Below are 24548 nucleotides of genomic sequence, written 5' to 3'. Positions count from 1 at the left end.
CATACCCAACGCTCGACGTCTTCCGATGAGCAGCTTGCGGTCGGTGAGAACAGAAACTGAACACCATATCGCAATCAGGAGATGAAGGGGCATTACAGACGCTATGGCCGACCGCAGTCCAAAATAGTGCGTTGCAACGGGGCCGAGAACAAACAGATTCAAAGAAACAATTACAGATGCAGCTTGATAGATACGAAGGCCATCAATTTGGCTTTTAAGCTGCCTAATACCACCTCTGGGCACCGCTGTATGCGAGATGCCTCGCCAACTGAACGAACAAGCCGTCTCCCATGGGAGTGGCAGGAGCAGAGCTAGCACCCTGCTGGGCGGCTGATGAGATAACAATGGCGTCACCGGCAACCATCCAGCCCCCACACTCACAAACTTCATCTGATCCGGCTTCAAGATCTTGATGCAGTCTGAAATATAGAAGCAGAAACAGAGCAACCAGAACGACTGATCTGGAATCACTTCCGGACCATCATGTACTGGAGCGCCTAAATACTCTTCGAAACAGTGCTCCAATTGCAGCCACTACAGCAGCCCCGATCGCAAACAGAAACACTCCAAATGTCTTCAGAAACCCCGATTTAGTGGCCACAGCTGCCGCTCCACCGACTATCAGCGCCGCCAGTCCGTATTCGGCAATCCTGTCTCCTTGTTGATATGCCCCATACTGGTGAGCAGGCAAAAAGCCAAAACCGGCAAGACTGGCATGAAATGCTGCAACGTTAGTTTTCAAAGCCGGAGTGTCAGAAACTAATACTGCTCTCATAACCCCAGATCGACCCAAGATCCTGACTGTATAATTCGCAACTTCGGTGCCATCTGACGCCATTAAGAGTGTGCCCCATTCAAGTCGCTTTGTAGTAGCGTCATAGTGGGGCGGCACGGACCAATCGACTAATGTTAGTTGAGTAAGTCCAAGCCGTTTTCGCTCTTCAAAGCCACTTGCATTTTGCTCTTTCAACGTACTTAAAAGGGCGTCGGCGTCGATTTTCTCGTCGTCCCTGACGTAGCCCGACGCATCAAAGTTGAAGATAGCGAACCAAGCCAAGCTTTCGGGAGCTAACGTGAACTGCCCCCGTCTCGCGGGATTGCCGTTCAACACCAGAAATCGGCTAGTCGCTTCTTCTCCTAAAAAGTACAATCCGCCCTGCAGAGAAACTTCTGCCTGATCGCTTATCACACCCATTGAAGGGTAGGTAACCCATGGCAGGTCGGAGACGGATTCAACTGGTGGAACATCAGTTAATCGCTGAGCGTGTGTCGTTCCTGCTGTCAACAATATACAAGAAACTACCAGTACGGCCGTATAAACAACCCGCATAATCCCCCCCCCTGTTTCCTCCCAGTCTAGAATTACTTTGCAAACGCAGCAACACCTCAGGCGGCAGCAATACCTAAGGTGGTTACTGACGGCTAGCGCCATTCAAAAAACCCTCCCGACCTCACCCTCGAAATAACACCACAAACCCTCACTTGTACGCTGTCAATTTATCTGTTCAAATAACATTTGATTATTGAACAGGAGATAGCCGATGAAGCGGGCGGTGTTGTATCTGCGAGTAAGCACAAAAGAGCAGACTACGGATAATCAGCGCATCGAACTTGAGAGAGTTGTGGTCTCTAGAAATTGGAAAGTAGTAGCTGTCTATGAGGACCAAGGGATCAGCGGAGCAAAAGGGCGAGACAAAAGACCAGCCTACGATCTAATGCTTAAGGAGGCAGTCAGGGCAAAGTTTGATGTAATCATGGCTTGGGATGTGTCTAGGTTGGGTCGTAGCCTAGCTAGTTTGGTGCAAGCGCTGGATGATCTGCATGCCAATGGTGTCGATCTGTACTTACACCAACAAGCCCTCGACACAACAACTCCTTCCGGCAAGGCACTTTACCAGATGTGTGGGGTATTCGCAGAATTTGAACGGAGCATGATTTCGGAACGGGTCAAACTTGGACTGGCAAGGACGAAGCAATCAGGTACTTCGCTAGGAAGACCGAAATCCCGTATCGACCATCATTGGATCATCCAAGATCTTAACTCGGGCGCTTCGTATCGAAAGGTCGCTAGCAGCCACGGCATATCAGTCGGAACGGTGTTCAATATCGCTAAAGAACATGGATTGGTTACACCAATCGTCGATAAAGATACCGATCCGCTCATACGTGACAAATTGAGCCCCCGTACCTGAATACAGACTACCTAGATCAGCATGATGTGAGTTCAAATAGCTAAATAGCTCTTTCACCGCTTCCCTGTCCTCGTGCCATATCCAAATTATGCAATCCGAAATTACTTCCGAAACATCACTGCTCAAAAGAACACTTTTCTGCTTTTGAAATCCACCTACTCGCGGGATCAAAATTGAACCATGCGGACAGGCTTTTCTCTTCATTATCGGATCAGCTGCCTCATAGCGGTGAACGATATCATTATCAGCGATGCTTGTGGTGTGAACCCATCCAGCCCCAGCCGTTCGCTTTCGAGCTGCCCTAGAAACAGACACTTCGCCCCTACCAATGCTCCACCTTTTGGAGGCCTTTTCAACGCTCCGCTGGTAGCTCGTAGGTGGTGGCAAGTGGCTTACTATGGACAACCGCAAGGCACAGATGGAAACGTCAGCACTGCCAAACATGCCTCTGGTTGGCGGCAGCACGACCTCCACCCGGTACTCGGAACGGAGATAGGTGAGAGCCTCACGATCCTTCAAGCTGGTTAGGATATTGCTTGGCAGCAAAGCGATCAGTTCACCATCGTCGGCCAAAAACGTCAGAGCTTTCAAAACGAATGCTAGTGCTCGGCTGCAGCTCGGGCCTACGTCTCCACTGGTCGACCGACTCACTTCGCTGAACGGAGGATTCAAGAGGACCAATTTAAAGCGGCCCACGCTACGAGGAGCGACGAATTCCTCAGAGAGAAAGTTGAAGTTAGCCTTCTTGTGTATCTCTGAACTGTGCAGTGAATTCGCGGCACTATCTATATCATTGGCGAACAACAACGCGTTGGGCCATCTCTGTTTTGCCGCCAAAAGCAAACTTCCTGCACCGGCTGCGAAGTCCGCGATGCTTTCTACCTCTTCACACCGGCAGAGACTGACCAGCTGATCTGCAAGCACACTAGGAGTGTAGTACCTGTCTAATCGGTCCAACTCAAAGCGATCGAATGAACTCTGAGACGTTATAAACATGACATCTACCAGCTCCAGTACTGCGCGTTTTCTTTCTTATGGGGTGGTCGTACACCAACTCAGCTGTTGGATTACGTACCGCGTAGATCGCTGCACCTAACGCATGTGGCTTGGTCCCAATAGGAGCTATCTTCAGCTGGCTGGTACTCCTCGTGCGCTTAATGTCATCCAATGAATGGAACAGCGAAAAAGGGCATGCAGCATCAACAAAGGCCACGTTTGTCCATGCCCTATCAGATTCAAGAGCATCAGCGTTTCCTTCGTAAGTATGGAACGGGTATTCCAACTTGAAGCCCGGGACACCTACAACCGGAAATACATTCTTTCCTTCAGGTTGCAGCGTTTCAATTAGGTACTTAAGCCGAGTTCCCTCGAACCCCAACAGCGGCACGACGCAGGAATCAAACTCAGCCAAGTTTGCTACTGTGATAAAGGTAGGAACGGGGGAAAAGCCCCGAATACGCTCGCTCAGGTCGAAAAACTCACCGGGGCGTGGGTTCATCTTTGAAGTATACGTTCTGGGTTCAGAGTAGATGCACTGAAAATCTCTATGCTCATCGATTAGCAATTTTACCAGTGGCATCCAGACGTGGTGGGACAGGCCGGTAATATCCAGACAAATTGAATTGCCGCCAACCGAGTCCAAGAACTTTAGGATGGATGATTTTCTTCTAGTGGATACCAAGTCATTGTTTTGCAGCAAAAATTCAAACAAATTTCCTGTTTCACTTAGCTCTACGGAATGCAAGTTACTCGTGCCTCCGCTCCAATGAACCGGCAACTTACTTCGGTCTTCCAACGTGCCGTGAATAAGAACGGTATCGCTTCCAAAGGGAACTTCGGCGAGGCTGTCAAAAACCCTTGAGGGCAGCGCTCTAATCATTTCATCAGCCCGAAAGGTATTCTTCAAAAAGCCGAAGCTGAACAGGTGCGTCCTGTTCGGCCAAATCAGAGCGGTCCTTCAACAGTGCTCTGATGGTATCCTTTGGTTTATCGATCATCGCCAGCACATCGATATCACGAACGTCCATTTTGCGTTTACGGCGATGGCTGAAGTTGAAATATGGCGCAAATATTGGATGAAGTGAGTAGTCCCACTCTCTCGTGTCGGCAACCGTGCTTAGCTTTGTGCCAGGATGACGTACGAATCCTAAGTGCATGACGGCCTGATTAAGTACCGACTTGGCGGCTTCGTAATTGGAGCCATCTCGTCCGGTAGGAGTCAATTGAAACTGAGTACACTCAGGTTTCCCACCTATTGGATTCATAGACAATATCTGAAAAAGACGACCGAATCCGAGCAGCAGCTTGACTATCTGGGCCCCCCTTGCAGTCATTCCCTCAAGCTCGTTTAAGTATCGCAGGCCGATTGCACGGGCTGCTTTAGTTTGATCCTCAGGTGATATCGGCTCGGAAACCGCTTTACCGGATCGCAATTGAAGGGACATACTCTCAGCTACAAGCTGAAGATAAAACCTAATGTTGGAACTTGAAATGGTAGCAAAAACCGCATTTCCGCAATAATACTTAGATATATCCGACTTTGGGCCAGATATCTTAAACAGCATCGCATATTTGTAGTTGTTGTACCGCTCCTTTTTATCCACCTGCCCTGCAGCAAAATCAGCAATTTCCGCAATGGCTGCGCCTAAATTGCCGGGATTGAGCGCCTGAAACACAAATAGAACGAGAGGATGTATCTCCTCCAGCGGCCGCCGAAGCGTAAGACGCTTCATCTGCGCTTTAATATCTTTGACCTGCTCTACTACGCCTAACCGTATAGCCTCATCTTCGTAGGTTAGATTTGGGAGAAGATCCTTTAGAGCAAGGTGCTGCATTCCATACTTTGCATACCAGTCTGATAGACGAGCTTCACAAACACGCCTCGAAAATTCTCTGAAATTGGGGCCAAGTCTTTCTTCTATACTTATCAGTTCGTAGTCGGCAGGGCTGATCAGCTGTTCATTCTCGTTAAGGGTAGACTTTGTACGCCAACCAAGTTCACGAACCCCCAATTTGAAAACATAACCAGAACCAGAGTGCTTTATTAGCGTGTTCACGATTATTTGCTGATAATCAAGCAGGTTCTCGTATTCATCTACGATGATATAGATAGTTTTACTCGAAAAGTAGTCCGTACTTCTTAATTCAGCGATGAATTGTTCAATTGGACGCTGCAACATCGACAGCGCCGGGCGCTTTACGTCAATGTTGTTAATGTATAATTCGATTTCATGTATCGCTGAGCGAATAGAGCCGAGCAGATCTTTCACCCCGACAACTTCCGCGACACCTAAAGTCGCACTTATCCTGCGACAGGCGGAAGCTGACAGTAGATGTTCTTCATCGGCTTTATGGGAATACCAACAGGCAAATGCTGCAATTTGTTCGCAAATTATCAGGTTGATATAGTGTGAGAAAAGCTTCCGCCAGTCCAAGTCGCTAAGGTCAGGCCCCGAGAAGGCAGTTACGTGCGGGGTGTTCACGCGAAAGTATAGCCCGATAAAATCAGATTTGTCGAAAGCCTCAATACTCTCCCCGGATAGAGCAAACTGACCTTCGTAAGACATGCACCTTAGTACAGTCGTCTTACCCGAACCTCTCCCTCCCACCAAAGCGCAGGGACGCTTATCGCGAAGTGTTGGGAAATACTCAGGTTCACTAAAGAGCGAATATAACCTGTGCTCAAGCCACTCAGCACGAAAGCTGCCAAACAGCTCCTGCAAGTTCTGGGCTTTGTCACTATCTGTGTCCATGCCTACCACCTTACCAGCGGCTTCCAGTCGTTCCGCTGGGACCAAAACAACGCAAGGTTTGCGTCGGGAATCCCATGACTAAATCCGACACCGAGTCCCAAGCCATGAAAGCCGCGCCAATCTTCCTCGGAATGGTCTTCTCTGGTGAAGCCCGCCCTAGCGCTTGCGCTGCGGAGGAACGCTTCTATCGCACTCGGTTCAAGTCCACTCCAGAACGAAGAAGAAGGCAATGAAAGATTGTAATCCTCTCCAGTCACGTGAGCTGGAGAAAGATCAAGCATGGGAAGGTTGGTGCGCAATCTGTTCAGCCCTTTCTCGGTGAACACGCATGCACAATATCCGAAGGTCATCTGCCTAGAGTGAGCTAGCTCCCAAAAGGATTGCCCTTCATAAGATCTACGGAAAGTTTCCTCCATCTGATTGCCACTGCCGACGAAATCATCGACGAAAATGATGGTGTCATAGTTGGAGTGGCTCTGGATAACGTTAGCGGGGTAGAGAATTCTCGCCTCCGGTACCCCCATCTTCTTTTTGAGCCGTCTTGCGAAGAGATGACCACTATCGGTGGTATTCGGCGTCTCGCCTTCAACAGGCACAAACGCCAGCCGATGAAGAGGCTGTGTTGCCGACAGTGTTTTCCGCGAAGCCAGAACATTGAAATATCGCTGCACAGAGGCTCTAAAAAGCGCATCCACCGCGTCATCCGAGAAATAGCAGAACGCGTTCGCTAATCTGAGAGCAAACTCCTGTTCTGCATTCTCAAAATTGCCCAGCCACCGACGCAGGTCCAGCTTGTTCGCTAGCGGCCAAAGTTGGAAGTTACGAAAGTGAGTTTCACGCTCGAATAAGAGGTGCTGCCTTTGATCGGTGCTGCTCAAGTCAAGGTCTCACTGCAGCCGGTAGGACAAAGAGTGACTACTATGCCGCACAGTATGGGTACAATCTGGTTACAGCGAAATCAAAAAAGCAAGAAAACGAAATAAAAACAATGGCTTGCGAATAATGGCGGAGAGAAAGGGATTCGAACCCTTGAGACGGTTCCCCGCCTACACACTTTCCAGGCGTGCGCCTTCGACCACTCGGCCATCTCTCCGCGTCGCTTTTGAGCCGGTGGAAAAACCCGGCGCGAGCCGGCGCAATATACTCATCGTCAGAGCGGGCGCAAGTGATCACAAGCATGGCATACCGATTGTTTTATGCTCGGCGCCTACCATCTTGTGAGAAAGCCCCGGACCGTGGCACAAAGCGGGTGCGGTCGGGGCCGGACGGGCGAGCCCAATTCAGCTTCTCCGGGCGCTTGGGAAATGCAATGCGGCTTGTTTTGAGAATTGTCGGAACCTGGCTCCTGGGCCTGGCATTTGTATTGCTGGTGATTGACGGAACCAAATCACTGGCTGCCAACAGCGTGGTTCTGACCAGCTTCGCCGATGCATGGGACAACGTGCATGCCCCCAGCATTGAGGCCGTGCGCGCCTTCTTCGATAGCCGCTTCTTTGCCGACCTGCTGGGTGGCGCTTTTGAGATCGTACTGACCTATCCGGCCTTTGCGGTGCTGGCCCTGCCGGCCATCGTGATGATTGTTGCCGGACGGACGCGGCGGCGCGACCGCTATGTGCAGGCTGACCAGCTCTGACCCGTTCGTGGCACAGCTTTGAAAGGAAACCTGACCATGTTCTTCAAGACCAAGCCCACAACCATTCCCGGTGCCGATGAGGCGTTGCCGGGGCGTGCCGAGACGATGAGCGTCGCCAATGAGCACTTCGTCAACGGCGCGCCGCTGAAGGGGCCTTATCCGGCCGGTGCACAAACCATCTATTTTGGCCTTGGCTGTTTCTGGGGAGCCGAGCGGCTGTTCTGGCAACTGCCTGGCGTCATCGTCACCGCCGTGGGCTATCAGGGCGGCGTCACCCCCAATGCGAGCTATGAAGAGGTCTGTTCCGGCCGCACCGGCCATACCGAAGCGGTGATGGTCGTCTATGACCCCGCCAAGATCAGCCTGGAGGCGTTGCTCAAGACATTCTGGGAAGAGCATGACCCGACCCAGGGCATGCGGCAGGGCAATGACCACGGCACGCAGTACCGCTCGGCCATTTATACGACAACGCCAGAGCAGGCGGCGATTGTTGCGGCCAGTCGCGAGGCCTATCAGGGCGCGCTGCGCCAGCGCGGGCTGGGCGAGATCACCACCGAGATCGGCGAGGCCGGGCCGTTCTATTTTGCCGAAACCTACCACCAGCAATATCTGGCGAAGAATCCGCGGGGGTATTGTGGCCTGCAGGGCACTGGCGTCAGTTGCCCGATCGGCACCGGCGTTGCCGCGCAGTAACCAATCTGCCCAATCGGATCGATAGAGACCGCCACCGCAACGCTGGTCCGGGTCATCCGACAGGCATCCTTTGATTGTGGGCGGGACTTGAGTGAGTACCGATAACAGTACAGCTGCCAGCATGCTGCTGCGGCCTGACTTCGAGGCGTTTGTGCTGGCGCTGCCCGGCACCACGCTGGTGCGGCAATGGGGCGATGCCAGCGTGGCCAAGGTGGGTGGCAAGATTTTTGCGCTGCTATCGGGCTGGCAGACGAGCGGGCCGCTGGCGCTGAGCTTCAAATGTTCGGAGCTGTCATTCGCAATGCTGCCCGAACTGGCCGAGGTGCGACCGGCACCGTATCTGGCACGGGCGCACTGGGTGCAGGTGGGGGCGGGAGCGGGAGCGCCCCTGAGCGATGAGGAATTGGGCCGTTATGTGCGGGAAGCGTATCGGCTGGTAGCCGCGAAACTGACGCGCAAGGTGCGAATGGACCTGGGGCTACCAGCGGGGCAGGACGGCATAGACCTTGAGCGGGCTATCCGGAAGGCTGACCTCGCGGAGCCAGGGGGGAAGCAGGTCTTGGCGGGCGAGCTCGATGAAAGAATCGGGGGCACGGGTGGCAAGTCCCTGCATTTCGGGCATGGCGGGGCAGGTGACGACGAGGCCAATCCCCCGCATTTCGAGAATGTCCCGGGCCTGATCGATCGGCAGATTGAGGAAGTCGAAGACGGCGCGGACGCCCCGCTGGTTGCGATGATAGGGCGCGGCGACGACTGCATGCGGGGTTTCGAGCAGCATGTGGGCGCCCAGGTCTATGGGTGTCAGGATGCGCTCGGGCGGCAGGCCGCGCAGATCAATAAAGGCTTCAGGCTCAAGACAGGCCAGTTTGCTGGCGCGCGCTTCCTGTACCTTCGCAACGCTGCTGGCGGGCAGCAGGCCGACGCCAAAACTGACCAAGGGCGCGAGGACCACGCCGGACAGGACGGTCCAGGCCACCAGCAGGAGCAGAGCGTCGCCCCCGCGCTTGTTGGCCAGATAACGGTGGCGGATGGTGACGATCAGCCAGGCAGCGGGTGGCACAGCGAGCATGGCGGCGAGGCGCACCCCGCGCACCTGCGCCAGCATGACCAGGGTTACAAACAGCAGAAACGCCAACAGGACCAGCCATTCATCGCGATCGTGTCTGGCATAGAGCAGGCGAGCGACCAAGAGCGGCAACGCCAGCAGCACTGGCAGCGCCACGGCAATGGAATAGCCCGGTAGATCGATTACCGAGACATGCCAGGGCTTGGCCTCGGCGATACGATCAATCCAGTTCGCCAGCAGCCATGGGTCAAGCGCGGCATAGGGCCCACCCAGGCATTGGGGATAGATCGCCAGCAGGCCGGCAAGCCCGCCCAGGCCCAATCCGCCCAGCAGTAACAGACGCAACCAGGGTGAGCGCGGCCCCCGCAGCAGTGACACCAGGGTGAAGACGACACCGACGACCAGCGCACCGCCGGCATAGACCGGCGAGATCATGTCGCAGGCCGCCTCCAGCCAGCGACCGGGCGGGCGCGCGATGGCGAGATGCAGCAGAGTGGCAGCGGCAAAGGCGAGGCCGAACAGGCGGGTCGTTGTGCTGCGGTTTGGGTCCACCACCCAAAGCATGGCGAAGACCACAATAGCGGCGGCGATGGCGGGAATGGATTCGGTGGCGATGGCCAGCGATGTGGCGGCCAACAGGCCAGCGGCAAGGGCAAAGCGCGGCCGCTGCAACGCTTCGATACTGGTCCAGGCGGTGGCAAGCGTCAGGATGATCACGAGATTATGGTGATCGATGCGGCCGGGCACGAATTCGGCGGCAATTGCCGGGTTCAGTACCGGCAGGATCAGCGCCGGCAGCACAGCTTCAGGGCCGACGAGGCGCAACGACAGGCGGGCGCTGACCCACAGCAGGACGGCGAGCAGCAGCAGCGGCCAGACATAGGCGGCGGCCATTTCAGCCCCGGAGCCAAACAAGGGGCGGAAACCCAAGACCAGCAGGCCCAGTGGTACATCGACCAGCCGCGACCAGTGAATTTCGGCACCATAGGGAGTGTCGAGGCGGTGCTGGACCAGATCATGCCAGCCCTGCCCGGCCAGAAAGTCCCTGACCACCACCATGCGCATGGCATCATCGGTATCGCCAAGTAGCGGCCCCGCGGACAGTTGGGCCCGCGCGATCAGCGTCAGGGCGGCAACAACGAACACCGCCAGCAGCATCCAGGGATTGAGACTGGCGGGTTTGACAGGGCCGGAGGTCATGCAGGAGGCGGATCCAGGGGCGCGTAATGGCGCGAGCGCAGGGATAGTGCAGCGGGGCTGTTAAGATGGGCTGAATAGAGGCGGGATGGCGTGGGGCAGCGGGCCACAAACAAGAATGGGCGGCACCGTGTGTGCCGCCCAGGAGGTCATGGCGCGAAAGTGCTAGCCGCGCGGCTGTGGCACGATGCGGAGGTAGGGCTTGAGCTCTTTCCAGCCTTCGGGGAATTTCTCCTTGGCGGCTTCGTTGGAGACGGCCGGGACGATGATGACGTCTTCGCCATCCTTCCAATTGACCGGGGTGGCGACCTGATGCTTGGCGGTCAGCTGCAGGCTATCGATGACGCGCAGGACTTCATCGAAATTGCGGCCGGTGGAGGCTGGGTATTCGATCTTGAGCTTGACCTTCTTGTCCGGCCCGATGACGAACACTGACCGCACGGTCAGGGTATTATCGGCATTGGGGTGGATCATGTCGTAGGCGCGGGCCACGTCGCCATTGGTATCGGCGAGCAGCGGGAAATTGAGGGCAGCGCCCTGGGTTTCAGCGATATCGCTGGCCCAGCCGGCATGGTCTTCGAGCTTGTCGACCGACAGGCCAAGCACCTTGACGCCGCGCTTGTCGAATTCGGGCTTCAGCTTGGCGGTGTAGCCCAGCTCGGTGGTGCAGACCGGGGTGTAATTCTTGGGGTGCGAAAACAGCACGGCCCAAGCGCCATCGATATAGTCATAAAAATGGATGGGGCCTTCGCTGGAGTCGGCCGTGAAATCGGGGGCGATATCGCCAATCAGAATTGCCATTGCTTGTCCTTCGCTCGCCCCAGACGGGGCGTTTCCGTTGGTTACAGAGTATCGTACTAGCGATGGCGCATAGAAGCGCCAAGCCGCAAATTCTTTTTATCTTTTGCTGGGTTAGCACGGCATGGCGTTCCAAGGGCCGTCATGGGCGCAGCATGACGACGGAAGCGCGTCAGCCCATCATGGCGATGAAGTGGCTCGGCGATGCGGGGTGATAAAAGAAATAGGCCACGGCCAGGGGCAGGAGCGCAATGGTCAGTGCCAAGAGTGGATGGGCCTTGAGCAGGCGGGCGATCAGATAGATCGCCAACACGCCACTGCCGATCCACAGCAGTTCAGCGGCATTCGCCGAGACCAGATCGATCCATCGCCCCATTAGTCCCATCCCTCAGATGAGCCAAAGACGGGACGATGATGCGCGCAAGCGATGTGCGGAAAGTTCCGTACGTCGATTAAGTTCTAATCAATATGCAATTAGCGGTTTCTGGCTCGCCGTCGATGACCGGCAATTGGCCGGGCTTACTGCACGGCGGCGGGCTGGGCGGCCGAAACATTGGGCGGGGCGCCGCGTTCCCAGGTGACCTGGCCGATGGTGAGCGGCACGACCGAGAGCGACATCTTGGCCGAGCCCTGCTGCACTTCGCGCGAATGGCCGAGATAGATCAGCGCATTGTTCTTGGCATCATAGATGCGGGTGACGCGTAGCGACTTCCAGATCAGGGACCGGCCCTCGCGGAAGATTTCCTCGCCGCCGGCACGGGTCGAGATATCGCCAACGGTGATGGGGCCGACGGCGGTGCAGTCGAGCGCCGAATAGGAGGGATCCTCGAACCAATTGCCCTGCTGCAGGCGATCGATCAGGCCGCGATTGAAATAAGCGAGATGGCAGATGACGCCGCCGACCTCAGGATCGGCCACCGCTTCGATGGAGATGTCATTGCCGGTCCAATCGACCCCGACATTGCCAACTTCGCGCGAGTCCGAACAGGCAGCGAGGAAGGCGACGAGCGCGACAGGCAGGGCAAGGCGGGCGAAGCGGTTCATGGCAAGTCCTTGATTGGGCCGATGATAGATAGGGACCCTAGCCCAGCGCACAAGGCTTGGCGATGACCGGAGGCACCGATTGTCAGCGCCGCTCCTGGCGAAGATAGCGCTCGAGCAGGCGCACCAGCAGCGACAGTGAAATGGTCATGGTGAGATAGAGAAACGCCACGACATTGTAGGTTTCAAAGAACTTGAAGGAGCTGGAGGACAGCACCTTGCCCAACTGGGTGATGTCCTGCACGCCGAGCGCCGAAACCAGCGCCGAGTCCTTGATCATCGAGACGAAATCATTGGCCAGGGGTGGCAGGATGGTGCGCAGGGCCTGGGGGAAGACGATGAAGCGGAAGCAATGCCAGCGCGATAGGCCCAGCGCGCGCGCCGCTTCGATCTGGCCTTTGTCGACCGATTCAATACCGGCGCGGAAAATTTCGGCGATGAAGGCGGAATAGCAGATGGTGAGCGCCAGGATGGCCCGCCAGACGAAGTCGAAATTGCGCACGGTGAGCGGTTCGAGCCAGCCGGCGGCAATCAGCGGGGTGAGCAATGTATTGACGGCCCCAACTACCCAGGGCGCGCCGACAAAGGCGACGTAGAACAGGAAGACCAGGAGGGGTATGCCGCGGATGATCTCTACGTAGAAGGTGGCGATCTCGCGCAGCACCCGATTGGGCGCGGTGCGGGCCAGCGCGATGCAGAGGCCCAGCACTGTGGCGCCGGAAAAGGCAATCACAGTGACCCAGATGGTGGTGGTGACGCCGCCCGACAGCGCGCGGAAAATCTGGGCATAGCCGGCATCGGCGGTGATGGCCCAAAGCCCGACAACGAAGAGCAGGCCGATGGCGACGAGCCACCAGGGGGTGCGGGACAGGGCGGAGGGTTTGCGGGGGGTGTAGGTCATGCGGCGCTTGGTACCGGTTCGTCCGCAGTCACGGAGCGGTACCTCCCCCGCGACGGGGGAGGCTGGGAGGGGGGGCTGGAAGCCCCACGATTGTGGCGCTCATCCCCCAGTCTTGATCCCTCCCCGCAAGGGAGAAGGTGTCGGCTGAGGGATTTCGGCGGCGCTATTGCGCGGCGTTGTATTCGTAGAACCACTTCTGCTGCAGCTGGTCCATGGTGCCGTCGGCCTTGATGGCTGTGAGGGCGGCATTGATGGGGGCGACCAGATCGGAGCCGGGGGTGAGGATGAAGCCGAAATCCTCGGCGCCGAGCGGGGTGCCGACGACTTTGAAGGCGCCGGGATTGGCGCCGATATAGCCATTGGCCGAGGTCTGATCCATCAGCACAGTGTCGACATCGCCGGACTGCAGCGCCGAGACCGAAGCGCCAAACGTATCGAACAGTTTGATACGCGGATTGGCTTCGTCACCATCGAGGACATTATAGACCGCGACGTAGAAATTGGTGGTGCCAGCCTGGGCGCCGACGAGGAAATCGGCATTGGGGGCGAAGGTGGCCGCATCGGTGAAACGGGTTTCGTCGGCGCGCACCAGCATCAGTTGCTGGGAGGTCAGGTAGCTGTCGGAAAAATCGATCTGCGCCTTGCGCTCGTCATTGATGGTGATGCCATCCATGCCGACTTCGAACTGGCCATCGCGCACCGCCTGGATCATCACATCCCAGCTGGCGAGTTGCCAATCGACCTTGGCATTGAGCCGCTTGGCGATCTCGTTGAACAGGTCATATTCAAAGCCCACGCCCTGCCCGGTCGCAGGATCGGCGAAGTTCAGGGGTACATAGGCGTTTTCGGTGACGGCGACGATGGTGCGGCCGGCCAGATCGGGCAGGTCCTGCGCCTGCGGGGCAGCAACACCAAGGGCAAGCGTAACTGCAGCGGCGGCGAAGAGATGGCGGATCGATGACATGAGGCAGCAGTCTCCCGGATTGTTTTGCCGGGAGACTAGACCAGACACGGAGTGCTTGGAAACCAGGATTTGCTGGCGATCAGGCTTCGTCGACGACTTCGGCGTCGGGGCCGTTCTTCTTGACCGATTCAATGGCGTTCACGGCACTGGCCTTGGCCTTGTAGGTTTCGGAACGCACCATGGTTTCGCCATTGGAGGCAACAAAGCGCACGAAGAACTGGCCGTCCTTGGAGCCGACGATTTCGAAGCGATAGCCGCTGCCGGTCTCGTCCTTGGTCAGATCGACCGTCGGCGCGCCAGGGGCATTCTTCTTGATCGAGTCGATACCGGCCTTGGCGCTCGCCTTGGCCTTGTAGTTTTCCGACCAGACGATCGATTCGGCATTGTAGACAAAGGCGAACTTGAAAGAATCGTTCGCGGCTGGGGTGATCTTGAACTTATGCGCCATGACGCACGGCCTCCCAAAAAGGAGCGACCGCGACCCGGCCGCTTTGCAGGCAAGAGACTATCGTCACAGCAGAAAAATGGAAGCCGTTACTTGGCGGGTCGCTCCGTCTTGGGCGGCTCGACCAGCGCGGCCAGGATCTGATCGACCAGATCAAGGTCCTGCCGCTTGCCGGCGGCCTGCTGCTGCAGATCGACCAGGTAGGAGGTGGTGTAGTAGAGCCGCCGCGCCAGCATGGTGGCGATATGCAGCGAAAATTCTGGGCGCTTGTCGAGGAAGGTCAGCGCATCGGGGATTGCATAGGCCCTGACCGCCGAGAGCGCCTTGACGCTGGCGGAGTGGGCCATGTCGAGCAGCACCGACATCTCCCCGAACATCGAGCCGGGTTCATCGACATGGGTGACCTGGGTGCGTTCGCGGATCACCTCGACCTGCCCCTCGACCAGGATATAGAGCCGGCCAAGTCGCTCGCCTTCCGCCAGGATTTCCTGCCCCGGCTTGAAGCTGACGATCTCCAGCCCTTCGCAATAGTCCAGAATGTCGGCCATGCCAGCCCCTCCGCCCGCAGCGCCGCCTATATTGCCCAAAGCGGCGGAATGGTCAAAGCGAAGCCGCCCGGCGAACCGGGCGGCGGCATGCGGTGGGACTAGTTGATCCAGACGATGGCGCGGGTGCTGTTATCAACCAGGGCCGGGCGATCGTTGACATAGACGTAGGAATAGGTGGGATCTTCGGGCACGGCGACCAGTTCGACGCCTTCGGGCACGACATAGCCGACGACCACGTCACCCTCGACGGTGGCCGAGGTCACCGGATTGCCGATGGCGTAATCAGCGGCGGTCTGGGGCACCAGATAGCCCGGCGACTGCACCAGGGCGCGGCTCTGCAGATCGACGATCCAGACGCGGTTATTGGCATAGACATAGCCATACTGCTCGTCGCCCTCGACCGGGTAAATGGTCACATCAGCCGGAACGACAGCGCCCAGAGCGGCGCCATCGAGATAGATCGGCTCGACCGGATTGGCGGCGGCGAACTCGACCGTGGTGGCGGCAACGCCGACTTCAGCACCGAGGACCGCGCCGGCAAAGCCGCCAATGACTGCGCCAATGGGGCCACCAACGACAAAGCCGAGTGCCGCGCCGCCAGCCCCACCGCTGGTGGCGCCAATGGAGGCATTGGCATCGACGGTGCCCTGGGCAAAGGCCGGGGTGGCAATGGCGAGCGTCAGCACGGCCATGGAGGCCTTGAGAATCGTGTTCATTGTAATTGTCCTTTCAAGGGAATGGCTGGGCCATTCGGTTTGCGGAAGCGCTGATCCAGGGGATGGACCGCGCATCGTTTTCCGCCCCGTGCCAGACCAACGGGTGGTTGAAAGGTTCGTTCCGGCGCTGCGACAAAGCGGCCGATGCTGTGGCACTGGGGCCACAGCGCCATTGCCCCGGTGGGCGCCGCGCTCAGAGCAGCGCCCGGATGGGGGCGGCGAGATCGGCGGGTTCGGTGGTGGGGGCGAAACGCTCGGCCACCAGACCGTCGCGGCCGATGAGGAATTTGGTGAAATTCCATTTGATCGCCTCGGAGCCGAAAATGCCGGGGGCAGAGGATTTGAGCCAGACATAGAGGGGATGGGCATCGGACCCATTGACCTCGATGCGGGCAAAGACCGGGAAGCTCACGTCATAAGTGGCCGAACAGAACTGGGCGATCTCGGCGGAACTGCCCGGCTCCTGATCGCCAAACTGGTTGCAGGGAAAGCCGAGGATGACGAGGCCCTGTGGCCCCAATTCGCGCCACAGCGCCTCGAGCCCGGCATATTGCGGCGTGAGGCCGCATTTGCTGGCGACATTGACCACCAGCACCACCTTGCCGGCGTAATCGGCGAGGCTTTGGGGCGTGCCCTCGAGCAGCGGCAGGGTGAAATCGGCGAGACTGGTCATCAAATCGGTCCGTCAAGGTAATGGCAATGCAGCCAGGATAGACCGGGCGGGCGCCGCCGCCCAGCCCGCCCGGCCCGATAGCGGCGCGCCGCGCCTAATTGTTGGCGATCACCGCGCCGGCGGCCGCGCCACCGGCGCCACCGATAATGGCACCGCCATAGCCGCCCACGGCACCACCGAGTGCGGCGCCCGCCGCACCACCCACGGCAGCACCGGTCAAGGTGCGCTGACTGGAGGTGCAGGCGGTAAGGGAAAAGCCGGCGATAACAACGAGCGCAACGGGAACAAGCTTTTTCATCGAATAGTCCTTCAAACTGGGGAAGGCGGAAATAGCGCGGGAAAGCGGCAGCGGCGTGGCAAGCCGGAGCGCCGGACGGCGCGGACGCCTCCGGGGAGAGCAGTGAACGGGGCCCCGAGACGCCTTGCGTCCCTGGATAGGTATAGAGTGAGACACAGAGCGCCTCGGGGCGCCGGGTTTTCTGGAACGAGCCTGCGGCCGACCTTTTGAGCTTAGGCCAACACAGCAGGCCTGGACCCAGGCGGGGTCCGACTCCCCCACCCTCCCGGCCATCGTTCCGCAGCTGGTCGTTGCAACTCCCGTCCCAGCGGAACTGACCGGGCCAGTCTAGCCCGGCAGGCGCAGGCGGGGATAAGTTTGCGGCTCGTCCGCATCCGCATCAGGATCGGCACCGGCGCCAAGGCCGGCGCGGGCCTGCAATTGGCCATCGCGGTAGCCGCGCTCGTAAGTGCCCCGGGCCCGCTCATCGATGCGTCGCGCCAGCTTGTCGCGCAACAGCCGCATATGGGCATTGTCGGCCGCGACGACGGCCAGCTTTGGCCGCAGCCGCCGCACCGGCAGGTCCCGCGCATCGGAAACCGACCAGAGCAGGCAGGCCAGCTTGGCATTCCAGCTGGTATGGGCGATTTCAAACGCATCGAGCCCGGCCAGGACCTGGCCCAATTGCACCGCCAGCCCGGCCTGATCAACGGCGACCGCGGGCCAGTCGCGCCGCCTGCGGGCGCCGGACAGAAAGGGGCGCGCATCGAACAACAGCCCCTCGGCCAGGATCCGCGTCGCCTCGGGCAACAGCGCCTCGGGACGCCTGGTGGCAATGGCCTGGGTCTGGGTGAGCAGCGCCTGCAGCCGGAGATAGACGGCCTCGTGGCGGGCAGCGGTGCGGGCGGTGATGGGCATGGTCTTAGGCTCCTTCCGGGAACAGGGTTGGGAAGGAGTATGCGGGAGGGTGGTGGGGGCGGGGATTAGGTGGGCTAGCGCGGTGCGATGTGGGTGCGCAACAGTCTGGGCCTCGTGAACCTATTTGGCCAACGCTTCATAAACCGAGCGACGCTGCTCCATGCTTTCGGCGAGGAGTTGTTGCACGCGCGGGCTGACCTTGCTGCCGGCACTGGCTGCGATCAGCCGCTGATACTCGGCGGCCGAAACGACCACCGCGATATCGCGACCATTTTTCTGCACATGCACCGGCTCATGCTGGGCCTGATCGAGGACCTGGCCGAACTTGTTCTTGGCGTTGGTAGCGGTGATGGTGGACATTTTTCGGACCTCCAGAATGGCTAATATAGCCATTTTGGACGCAGGAGAGCAGGGTGGAGACTGTGCCTTACCCTTGCGCTGGATGCTGCTGAGGGCCTTCAGCATGGATCCCGGCCTGCGCCGGGATGACACCGCGAGGGGGCAGCCATCGCCGGCGCGGCAACTGCTGGGTTTTAGGCAGTGACTGGAGAATGCGGGCTCGCGGTGGATGGGAATATGGGCCCCAACTTGCGGCGGATCCACCGCGTCCGCACTTTCTGCATTCGAGCATTAAGCGCAGGATGGACTGCGGCCCCCGTCGGTATGACCTTCAGTGGACGGGTGGATTTTGAAGATATGCGCGTAGCGAAACCGCATAAAATCTTCAATCATTTCAGCTGTTAATTCTGTCGCTTGCGCGAACGAGTCCACCATGTGAGCGAAGTATTCATCGGGTTGTGCGTCGTCGGTGCCCTTCAGGTGGAAGAACAGCGTAGGCGTCCCTCCGGGCTCAGATAGCCCCGTTTTGATGTGTGATGCTGAGAGATGCACATATGAGGAAGTCGCCTCATATACACTGGTCAATCCAGGATAGTATTCATCCAATCTGCGATGAAGCACTGCATCGTCCAGCGGCTTGTTATCGCGTGACCGAAGCTTCCGGTAGCTCCCATCATTCATCAAATGCGTGCCGGCAGCCTCGACATCGTTGACCAGCGCCAAACCGGATATGCGCATCGCCGTGTCGAGCTGCAGCCGGATGAGTGATGCCGCTGCAAGCGTGTTCTTGGCGCGTATCAGAGCGCAAAACGCATGGGACAAAGATGCTGTCTTTTTGACAGCAGCCAGTACGTACCAGCCAATATCTGGAATCTTGGAGCCTTGCGGACCGAAGTAGGCGACAGGAATTTTCCAGAGCTCGGCCGAAACGTGCTCGATCCTGCTTAGACAAGCTTCGAGGTCAAACGTTTCGGTCGATGACTGATCCAAAAATTCTCCGCCCTATAGGCCCTTAGTCGTCACCCATCTTGAGGGCCTTGATGAAGGCTTCCTGGGGGATTTCGACGGAGCCGAACTGGCGCATCTTTTTCTTGCCGGCTTTTTGCTTGTCCAGGAGCTTGCGCTTGCGGGTGGCGTCGCCACCATAGCACTTGGCGGTCACGTCCTTGCGCATGGCGCGAACGGTTTCGCGGGCGATGATCTTGCCGCCGATGGCGGCCTGGATCGGGATCACGAACAGATGCGGCGGGATCAGGTCCTTGAGCTTTTCGCACATGATGCGGCCACGGCTTTCGGCCACCGTGCGGTGGACCAGCATGGAGAGCGCATCGACCGGCTCGGAATTGACCAGCACCGACAGCTTGACCAGATCGCCGGGGCGGTAATCGGCCAGGGTATAGTCGAAGCTGGCATAGCCCTTGGAAATCGACTTGAGGCGGTCGTAGAAATCGAACACCACTTCGTTCAGCGGCAGGTCGTATTCGACCATGGCGCGATTGCCGACATAGCTCAGATTGCGCTGGATGCCGCGGCGATCCTGGCACAGCTTGAGGATCGAGCCGAGATATTCGTCGGGCGTCAGGATCGTTGCCTTGATCCAGGGCTCGCGGATTTCCTCGATCTTCATCACATCGGGCAGATCGGCCGGATTGTGCAGCATGATGGTGTCGCCCGAGGTCAGCGCGATCTCGTAGACCACCGAGGGGGCGGTGGCGATCAGATCGAGATTGAACTCGCGGCTCAGCCGTTCCTGGATGATTTCGAGATGCAGCAGGCCCAAAAAGCCGCAGCGGAAGCCGAAGCCGAGCGCGGCCGAGGTTTCCATCTCATAGGAGAAGCTGGCATCGTTGAGCCGCAGCTTGCCCATGGCGGCGCGCAGCTCTTCGAAATCGGAGGCATCGACCGGGAACAGGCCGCAGAACACCACGGGCTGGGCCGGGCGGAAATCCGGCAGGGCCTGCGCCGTGGGCTTGCGGTCATCGGTGATGGTATCGCCGACATTGGTATCGGCAACTTCCTTGATCGAGGCGGTGAAGACGCCGAGCTCGCCGGGGGTCAATTCCTTGACCTCGACCAGCTTGGGCGTGTTGACGGCGACGCGATCCAGCTCATAGACGGCGCCGGAGGCCATCATGCGGATCTTCTGGCCCTTCTTCATCACCCCATCGATGATGCGGACGAGCACGACGACGCCCAGATAGGTATCGTACCAGCTATCGACCAGCAGCGCCTTGAGCGGCGCAGTGATATCGCCCTTGGGGGCGGGCAGGCGATGCACAATGGCTTCGAGCACGGTGTCGATGCCGATGCCGGTCTTGGCGGAGATTTCCAGCGCCTCGGACGCATCGATGCCGATGACGTCCTCGATCTGCTGTTTGACGCGCGGAATATCTGCCGCCGGGAGATCGACCTTGTTGAGGACGGGGACGATCTCGTGATTGGCATCGAGCGCGTGATAGACATTGGCGAGCGTCTGCGCCTCGACGCCCTGGGAGGCGTCGACAACCAGCAGCGAGCCCTCGACAGCGGCCATCGAGCGGGAGACTTCATAGGCGAAGTCGACGTGGCCGGGCGTGTCGATGAGATTGAGGATATAGGTCTCGCCGTCCTGGGCCTTGTAGGTCAGCCGGACGGTCTGCGCCTTGATGGTGATGCCGCGTTCGCGCTCGATATCCATCGAGTCGAGCACCTGCTCCTTCATCTCGCGCAGGTCCAGCCCGCCGGTCAGTTGGATGAGCCGGTCGGCCAGGGTGGACTTGCCATGGTCGATATGGGCGACGATGGAAAAATTGCGGATGTGGGAAAGCGGCGTTGTCATGGGGCGCTGATAGCAGAAGCGCAGAGGGCCGCAAAGATGGTTTATCGCCGGTAAACCGCACGATTGCAGTGTAAACGACAATAATGTGCACGCAACCGATCAACAGGGGGTGCGTTGGCTGGGCATGCGCATGTTCACAGCCCTGCCCTTCGCCATTCTCGCCAGTTGCGCCACGCCCGCGCTGGGCCAGGATATTCTGGCGCCGTTCGAGCGCATGATCGAGGCGCTATCGCCGCAAGAACCGCAGCGACCGGCGGTCGATAGGGTCCAGGAGACACCGCCAAAACCATTGCCGCGCCCGGACGCAGCCGAGGATGCGGAAGCGGTGCCGACTGCGGAAGCGACGCCCCTGCCGCGGCCACGGCCGGAAGCGGCGGATGTGGTGGAACCGGCGGCGGAGGCGGAGCCGGCAGTGGAGGCGGAGCCGGCGGCCGAGGCACGGGTCTATCAGACGGCGTGTCCGGCGGTGTTGATGGGGCTGGTGGAGGCGGAAGCCTTGCCGCCACTGGCCGAGGGGATTTGCGGGGAGCGATCGCCGATCCGCGTCACCGGGGTGTTGAGCCGGGGGCGGATGGTGGCGACGAGCACACCGATCATCACCAATTGCGACATGGCCAGCGCCCTGCCCGCCTGGGTGGAGGCGGTGGACCTCTATGCGCTGGCGACAGCAGATGCGGGGATCGACAGCATCACTATCGGCACCAGCCATATGTGCCGCAACCGCAACAATGCCAGCAGCGGCTTCACCTCCGAGCATGGCTTTGCCAATGCGATCGATGTGGTGGGGTTCACGCTGGCCAATGGCGAGACCATTGCGCTGGAGGCGGACTGGCTGCCGGCGGCGGCGCCAAAGGGGCGGCTGCTGCGCTTTGCCCATGATGCGGCGTGCACGGGATTTACCACCGTGCTGGGGCCGGAGGCGAATGCGGACCACGAGGACCATCTGCACCTGGACCTGGGCTGCCACGGGCAGAGTTGTACGGCGCGGATTTGTGAGTGAGGGGGGGCGAAGGCGCGCCCGGTCATCACACGGTCATTGCCAGTCACTGAGTCATTCCCGCGCAGGCGGGAATCCATTCGTCATGCGGCCAAGAAGAAAGAATGGATTCCCGCCTGCGCGGGAATGACTCTGCGGGTGGGAATGACATTCTAGGTAAGGGTGAAACCGAAAAGGAAGGAGATTCCCGCCTGCGCGGGAATGACTCCGGGGGTTGGGCTGTCGTTCTGCCGGCTATTGCGCGCCGGCATAGACGGATAGGACAGCATCGACGCCCTGGCGGTCGGGGCTGCCATCGGTGCAGTCGGGATTGGTGGACTGGACCGAGGCCTTGATGCCGCCATAGGCCTGGAGCGCCGTGGCCGGATCCCAGCCCATCTTGCGCTCGAAGCGGATCTGGTCGGCGGTCATCGCCGTAGTGGTGGCTTCGGGCACCTCGATGGCGCAGATCTCGATCACGGCCCTGGTGGCGTAGAGGCCGGTGAGCACTTCGGTGGAATCGGTGGCGGCGGCAAGGCCGGCCGCGGGATCAATCGAAATTTCGGGGGCGGCGGGGACGGTTGGCGCAGCCGGGGCCGCAGCCTGCGCAAAGGCGGCAGTGGTGCCGACAAGTGCAAGCAGGACAGCGAGGGCCAGGGGGGAGCGAGCCATATGGATCTCCTTGGAAGGGTAACGCGCCGACGCAACGCCGACCGTTTCATTCCCGTTCCTTCAAGACCCCGAATATGGCTTGAGCACGGCGCCGCCTAAGCGGCGCGGTCGCGGCGGGGGTGGTGGGCAGGCAGATCGGCCCATTGCTGCAGGCTGAGGGCGTCGGGATCGATGCTGGGGCGCGCAGCCGGAACGAAGACAGCGGCAAGGCGCTTGAACAGATTATTCATGGTGGACATTTTGTGACCTCCTTTCAGGTCATGACTACAAAATGCGCTTTCGCCCGGCGGGTTGCAATGGACAAGGCATCCGGACAGATATAGAAAATCTATATGGTCAATCCCTTTCCCATTCCGCTCAATGCGCTGCGCGCCATCGAAATCGTGGCGCGACGCGGCGCCCTGGCGCCGGCAGCCGAAGAACTGGGCGTAACCGTGGGTGCGGTCAGCCAGCATTTGCGCCGGGCCGAGGAGCGGCTGGGCATGGAGCTGTTCGAGCGCACGCCGCAGGGCCTCGTGCCCCTGCCGATCCTGCGTCAGGCGCTGCCGCAGCTGACGGCGGGCTTTTCGGCGCTGCAGGATGGGCTGGCGAGCCTCAAGGGCAGCGACGAAAGCGTCCTCAACCTGACGGTGGGGAGCGTGTTTGCCTCGCGCTGGCTGATCTGGCGGATCAACAAATTCACCGCGCGCCATCCCGATATCGAAGTGCGGCTGACGGTAACGGCGGCGATGCTCGACCTGTCGCGGCCCGATATCGACTGCGGGGTGCGGTTCGGGCTGGGGCCATGGCCGGGCGTTTCGGCCGAACTGGTGGGGGGCACAACCTATCAGCCGGTCTGTGCGCCCCTGGTGGCACCCCGGCTGCAGAAACCGGCGGATCTGGCACATGTGCCGATCATCCAGGATGCGACGACAATGCTGAGCTGGGATGCCTGGCGGGCGGTGGCGGGACTCGACCCCAGCGTGACGCTGAGCAGCGGGCCGATCTATACCGACGCCTCGCTGGCCTTTGACGCGGCGATTTCCGAACAGGGCGTGCTGATGGCCGCCGACATGATGAGCGCCGACGCGGTCAGCGATGGTCGGCTGGTGCGGCCGTTCAACCTGTCGGTGGAGGGACCGCAGGGCTATTGGCTGGTGACGGCAAAGGGCCGGCGCGAGCCGCGCAAGACGCGGGCGTTCCGGGAATGGCTGGCGGAAGAAGTGCCGGCTTCGGCGATGGGCTATGTGAACCAGTCGCGGGGGTGAGGGGGGTGGATCGTATGAACTCCCAGCGCTCACTTTAGCCAGCCATTCGCGCTCAGATGGCGGGATTGTGCGTGCGGATAGTGGCCCACGGGTCGAGCCCGTGGGCAGCGCGGTGGGTGGGCGAGGGCTGGTGGGCCAGCCGTACACCGGGCTGCCCGCGGGCTTGACCCGCGGGTCGGCGACAGCCCCCACTACGGCAGTGATGTTGGATGTTCGAACGACTCAGCCCAGCCTTCACTCATGGGCGCGGGACGGCGGAGGGTGTGGTGTTTGCGGATAGTGACCCACGGTCGAGCCCGTGGGCAGCGCGGTGGGTGGGCGAGGGCTGGTGGGCCAGCCAGGCTGCCCGCGGGCTTGTGTGGAGGGAATATGGTTTACTTGGCGCATCAGCCGGGATGCGCATCCCGGCTGATGCAGGCAGGAGGCCGTCTTTACGGGCTGGTTTTTGACAGCCGCGGTCAAGCAAGGCCCTGCCTGCTCCCTTTGACCCCGAACGGTTGATTGGGCTCTCGCCCGCACCACAAGCCTGGGAGCAAGGCCATGTTAGTACACTCCGGCTTCGTCGGCATCGACGTTTCCAAAGCCCATCTGGACATCCACATCCATCCAGCCGGCACGCATCTGCGCTGCGGCACTAGCCCCGGCGAGCTGGCTGATCTGGCGCGGCGCCTGGCCAGGCTTG

General features: G+C 59.4%; 27 protein-coding genes, 1 tRNA gene and 2 pseudogenes. 6 read left to right on the top strand and 24 right to left on the bottom strand.

The window, feature by feature from the left end:
* Positions 1-481: 481 nt before the first annotated feature.
* A complete protein-coding gene (locus tag BUA69_RS19470; protein ID WP_072866645.1) occupies positions 482-1330 on the bottom strand; it encodes a DUF2167 domain-containing protein in 849 nt (282 codons plus the stop codon).
* A gap of 211 nt (positions 1331-1541) precedes the next feature.
* Here BUA69_RS19470 and BUA69_RS19465 point away from each other — a divergent pair, with 211 nt between their 5' ends.
* Positions 1542-2192, top strand: coding sequence for a recombinase family protein (locus BUA69_RS19465; protein ID WP_072866644.1), 651 nt, complete (start codon positions 1542-1544; stop codon positions 2190-2192).
* On the opposite strand, the gene BUA69_RS21585 is transcribed toward BUA69_RS19465, so the two are convergent.
* From BUA69_RS21585 to BUA69_RS19445, 5 genes are all read right to left on the bottom strand, one after another.
* Positions 2085-3188 carry a methyltransferase gene (locus BUA69_RS21585; RefSeq protein WP_046133445.1) on the bottom strand — a complete coding sequence of 368 codons (1104 nt, stop codon included), beginning with the start codon at positions 3186-3188 and terminating at the stop codon, positions 2085-2087. The two genes, BUA69_RS19465 and BUA69_RS21585, sit on opposite strands and share 108 nt — an antisense overlap.
* Entirely contained in the window at positions 3151-4098 is a 948-nt protein-coding gene (locus BUA69_RS20840) for a hypothetical protein (RefSeq protein WP_143154598.1), read from the bottom strand. Before BUA69_RS20840 ends, BUA69_RS21585 begins: the two co-directional genes overlap by 38 nt.
* Complete coding sequence (locus tag BUA69_RS20675; RefSeq protein WP_052950308.1) at positions 4076-5944, bottom strand: ORC-CDC6 family AAA ATPase; 1869 nt, start codon at positions 5942-5944, stop codon at positions 4076-4078. The genes BUA69_RS20840 and BUA69_RS20675 overlap by 23 nt, the downstream gene beginning before the upstream one ends.
* 2 nt (positions 5945-5946) lie before the next feature.
* On the bottom strand, positions 5947-6822 hold the full coding sequence (locus tag BUA69_RS19450) for a phosphoribosyltransferase-like protein (RefSeq protein WP_046133446.1): 876 nt from the start codon (positions 6820-6822) through the stop codon (positions 5947-5949).
* Between the two features lie 125 nt (positions 6823-6947).
* A tRNA-Ser gene (locus BUA69_RS19445) sits at positions 6948-7037 on the bottom strand.
* A gap of 216 nt (positions 7038-7253) precedes the next feature.
* Between BUA69_RS19445 and BUA69_RS19440 the strand changes: the two genes are divergently transcribed.
* The 3 genes and pseudogenes from BUA69_RS19440 to BUA69_RS21385 all read left to right on the top strand — a co-directional run.
* Positions 7254-7577 (top strand): hypothetical protein, encoded by a 324-nt coding sequence (locus BUA69_RS19440; RefSeq protein ID WP_046133447.1) that lies wholly within the window; start codon positions 7254-7256, stop codon positions 7575-7577.
* A gap of 36 nt (positions 7578-7613) precedes the next feature.
* Positions 7614-8270 carry a peptide-methionine (S)-S-oxide reductase MsrA gene (gene msrA / locus BUA69_RS19435; RefSeq protein ID WP_046133448.1) on the top strand — a complete coding sequence of 219 codons (657 nt, stop codon included), beginning with the start codon at positions 7614-7616 and terminating at the stop codon, positions 8268-8270.
* A gap of 121 nt (positions 8271-8391) precedes the next feature.
* Positions 8392-8694, top strand: a pseudogene (locus tag BUA69_RS21385) (MmcQ/YjbR family DNA-binding protein); the annotation flags it as partial.
* Between the two features lie 54 nt (positions 8695-8748).
* Here the strand turns inward: BUA69_RS21385 and BUA69_RS21380 are convergent.
* From BUA69_RS21380 to lepA, 16 genes and pseudogenes are all read right to left on the bottom strand, one after another.
* Positions 8749-10536, bottom strand: a complete 1788-nt coding sequence (locus tag BUA69_RS21380; protein ID WP_046133449.1) for a hypothetical protein — start codon at positions 10534-10536, stop codon at positions 8749-8751.
* A 162-nt stretch (positions 10537-10698) separates the two neighbouring features.
* On the bottom strand, positions 10699-11334 hold the full coding sequence (locus BUA69_RS19420) for a peroxiredoxin (RefSeq protein WP_046133450.1): 636 nt from the start codon (positions 11332-11334) through the stop codon (positions 10699-10701).
* A gap of 169 nt (positions 11335-11503) precedes the next feature.
* Complete coding sequence (locus tag BUA69_RS19415) at positions 11504-11707, bottom strand: hypothetical protein (RefSeq protein ID WP_046133451.1); 204 nt, start codon at positions 11705-11707, stop codon at positions 11504-11506.
* A gap of 143 nt (positions 11708-11850) precedes the next feature.
* The gene (locus BUA69_RS19410) at positions 11851-12375 is read right to left on the bottom strand and encodes a CreA family protein (protein WP_046133452.1); all 525 of its coding nucleotides are present in this window, start codon (positions 12373-12375) and stop codon (positions 11851-11853) included.
* 82 nt (positions 12376-12457) lie between these two features.
* Positions 12458-13273 (bottom strand): amino acid ABC transporter permease, encoded by an 816-nt coding sequence (locus tag BUA69_RS19405; RefSeq protein WP_046133453.1) that lies wholly within the window; start codon positions 13271-13273, stop codon positions 12458-12460.
* Positions 13274-13436: 163 nt separating this feature from the next.
* A complete protein-coding gene (locus tag BUA69_RS19400) occupies positions 13437-14237 on the bottom strand; it encodes a transporter substrate-binding domain-containing protein (RefSeq protein ID WP_046133454.1) in 801 nt (266 codons plus the stop codon).
* A gap of 79 nt (positions 14238-14316) precedes the next feature.
* Positions 14317-14517: a YegP family protein gene (locus BUA69_RS21375; RefSeq protein WP_244468673.1), complete on the bottom strand. Its 201-nt coding sequence runs from the start codon at positions 14515-14517 to the stop codon at positions 14317-14319.
* A 12-nt stretch (positions 14518-14529) separates the two neighbouring features.
* Positions 14530-14685 (bottom strand): annotated as a pseudogene (locus tag BUA69_RS21370) (YegP family protein); the annotation flags it as partial.
* 86 nt (positions 14686-14771) lie between these two features.
* Positions 14772-15230, bottom strand: a complete 459-nt coding sequence (locus BUA69_RS19390; protein WP_046133456.1) for a Crp/Fnr family transcriptional regulator — start codon at positions 15228-15230, stop codon at positions 14772-14774.
* 98 nt (positions 15231-15328) lie between these two features.
* A complete protein-coding gene (locus tag BUA69_RS19385) occupies positions 15329-15946 on the bottom strand; it encodes a DUF1236 domain-containing protein (RefSeq protein WP_052950309.1) in 618 nt (205 codons plus the stop codon).
* Between the two features lie 193 nt (positions 15947-16139).
* A complete protein-coding gene (locus BUA69_RS19380) occupies positions 16140-16619 on the bottom strand; it encodes a glutathione peroxidase (protein ID WP_046133457.1) in 480 nt (159 codons plus the stop codon).
* 94 nt (positions 16620-16713) lie between these two features.
* Positions 16714-16917, bottom strand: a complete 204-nt coding sequence (locus BUA69_RS19375; protein ID WP_046133458.1) for a hypothetical protein — start codon at positions 16915-16917, stop codon at positions 16714-16716.
* 327 nt (positions 16918-17244) lie between these two features.
* Positions 17245-17814, bottom strand: a complete 570-nt coding sequence (locus BUA69_RS19370) for a hypothetical protein (protein WP_046133459.1) — start codon at positions 17812-17814, stop codon at positions 17245-17247.
* A 120-nt stretch (positions 17815-17934) separates the two neighbouring features.
* A complete protein-coding gene (locus BUA69_RS19365) occupies positions 17935-18174 on the bottom strand; it encodes a type II toxin-antitoxin system Phd/YefM family antitoxin (protein WP_046134538.1) in 240 nt (79 codons plus the stop codon).
* Between the two features lie 270 nt (positions 18175-18444).
* Positions 18445-19143: a hypothetical protein gene (locus tag BUA69_RS19360; protein ID WP_046134539.1), complete on the bottom strand. Its 699-nt coding sequence runs from the start codon at positions 19141-19143 to the stop codon at positions 18445-18447.
* Between the two features lie 22 nt (positions 19144-19165).
* On the bottom strand, positions 19166-20971 hold the full coding sequence (gene lepA / locus BUA69_RS19355) for a translation elongation factor 4 (protein WP_046134540.1): 1806 nt from the start codon (positions 20969-20971) through the stop codon (positions 19166-19168).
* 130 nt (positions 20972-21101) lie between these two features.
* On the opposite strand from lepA, the gene BUA69_RS19350 reads away from it, so the two are divergent.
* The gene (locus BUA69_RS19350; protein WP_160300112.1) at positions 21102-21971 is read left to right on the top strand and encodes an extensin family protein; all 870 of its coding nucleotides are present in this window, start codon (positions 21102-21104) and stop codon (positions 21969-21971) included.
* 231 nt (positions 21972-22202) lie between these two features.
* Here BUA69_RS19350 and BUA69_RS19345 read toward each other — a convergent pair whose 3' ends face one another.
* Positions 22203-22619: a hypothetical protein gene (locus tag BUA69_RS19345; RefSeq protein WP_046134541.1), complete on the bottom strand. Its 417-nt coding sequence runs from the start codon at positions 22617-22619 to the stop codon at positions 22203-22205.
* A gap of 95 nt (positions 22620-22714) precedes the next feature.
* Positions 22715-22858 carry a hypothetical protein gene (locus BUA69_RS21120; protein WP_160300113.1) on the bottom strand — a complete coding sequence of 48 codons (144 nt, stop codon included), beginning with the start codon at positions 22856-22858 and terminating at the stop codon, positions 22715-22717.
* A gap of 93 nt (positions 22859-22951) precedes the next feature.
* Between BUA69_RS21120 and BUA69_RS19340 the strand changes: the two genes are divergently transcribed.
* Positions 22952-23866, top strand: coding sequence for a LysR substrate-binding domain-containing protein (locus BUA69_RS19340; RefSeq protein ID WP_046134542.1), 915 nt, complete (start codon positions 22952-22954; stop codon positions 23864-23866).
* Positions 23867-24548: the final 682 nt, after the last annotated feature.

This window comes from Devosia limi DSM 17137 (assembly GCF_900128975.1).
Taxonomy (GTDB): Bacteria; Pseudomonadota; Alphaproteobacteria; order Rhizobiales; family Devosiaceae; genus Devosia; species Devosia limi.
Note: the sequence above shows the minus strand (reverse complement) of the source record. Positions and strands in the feature narration are given on the sequence as shown.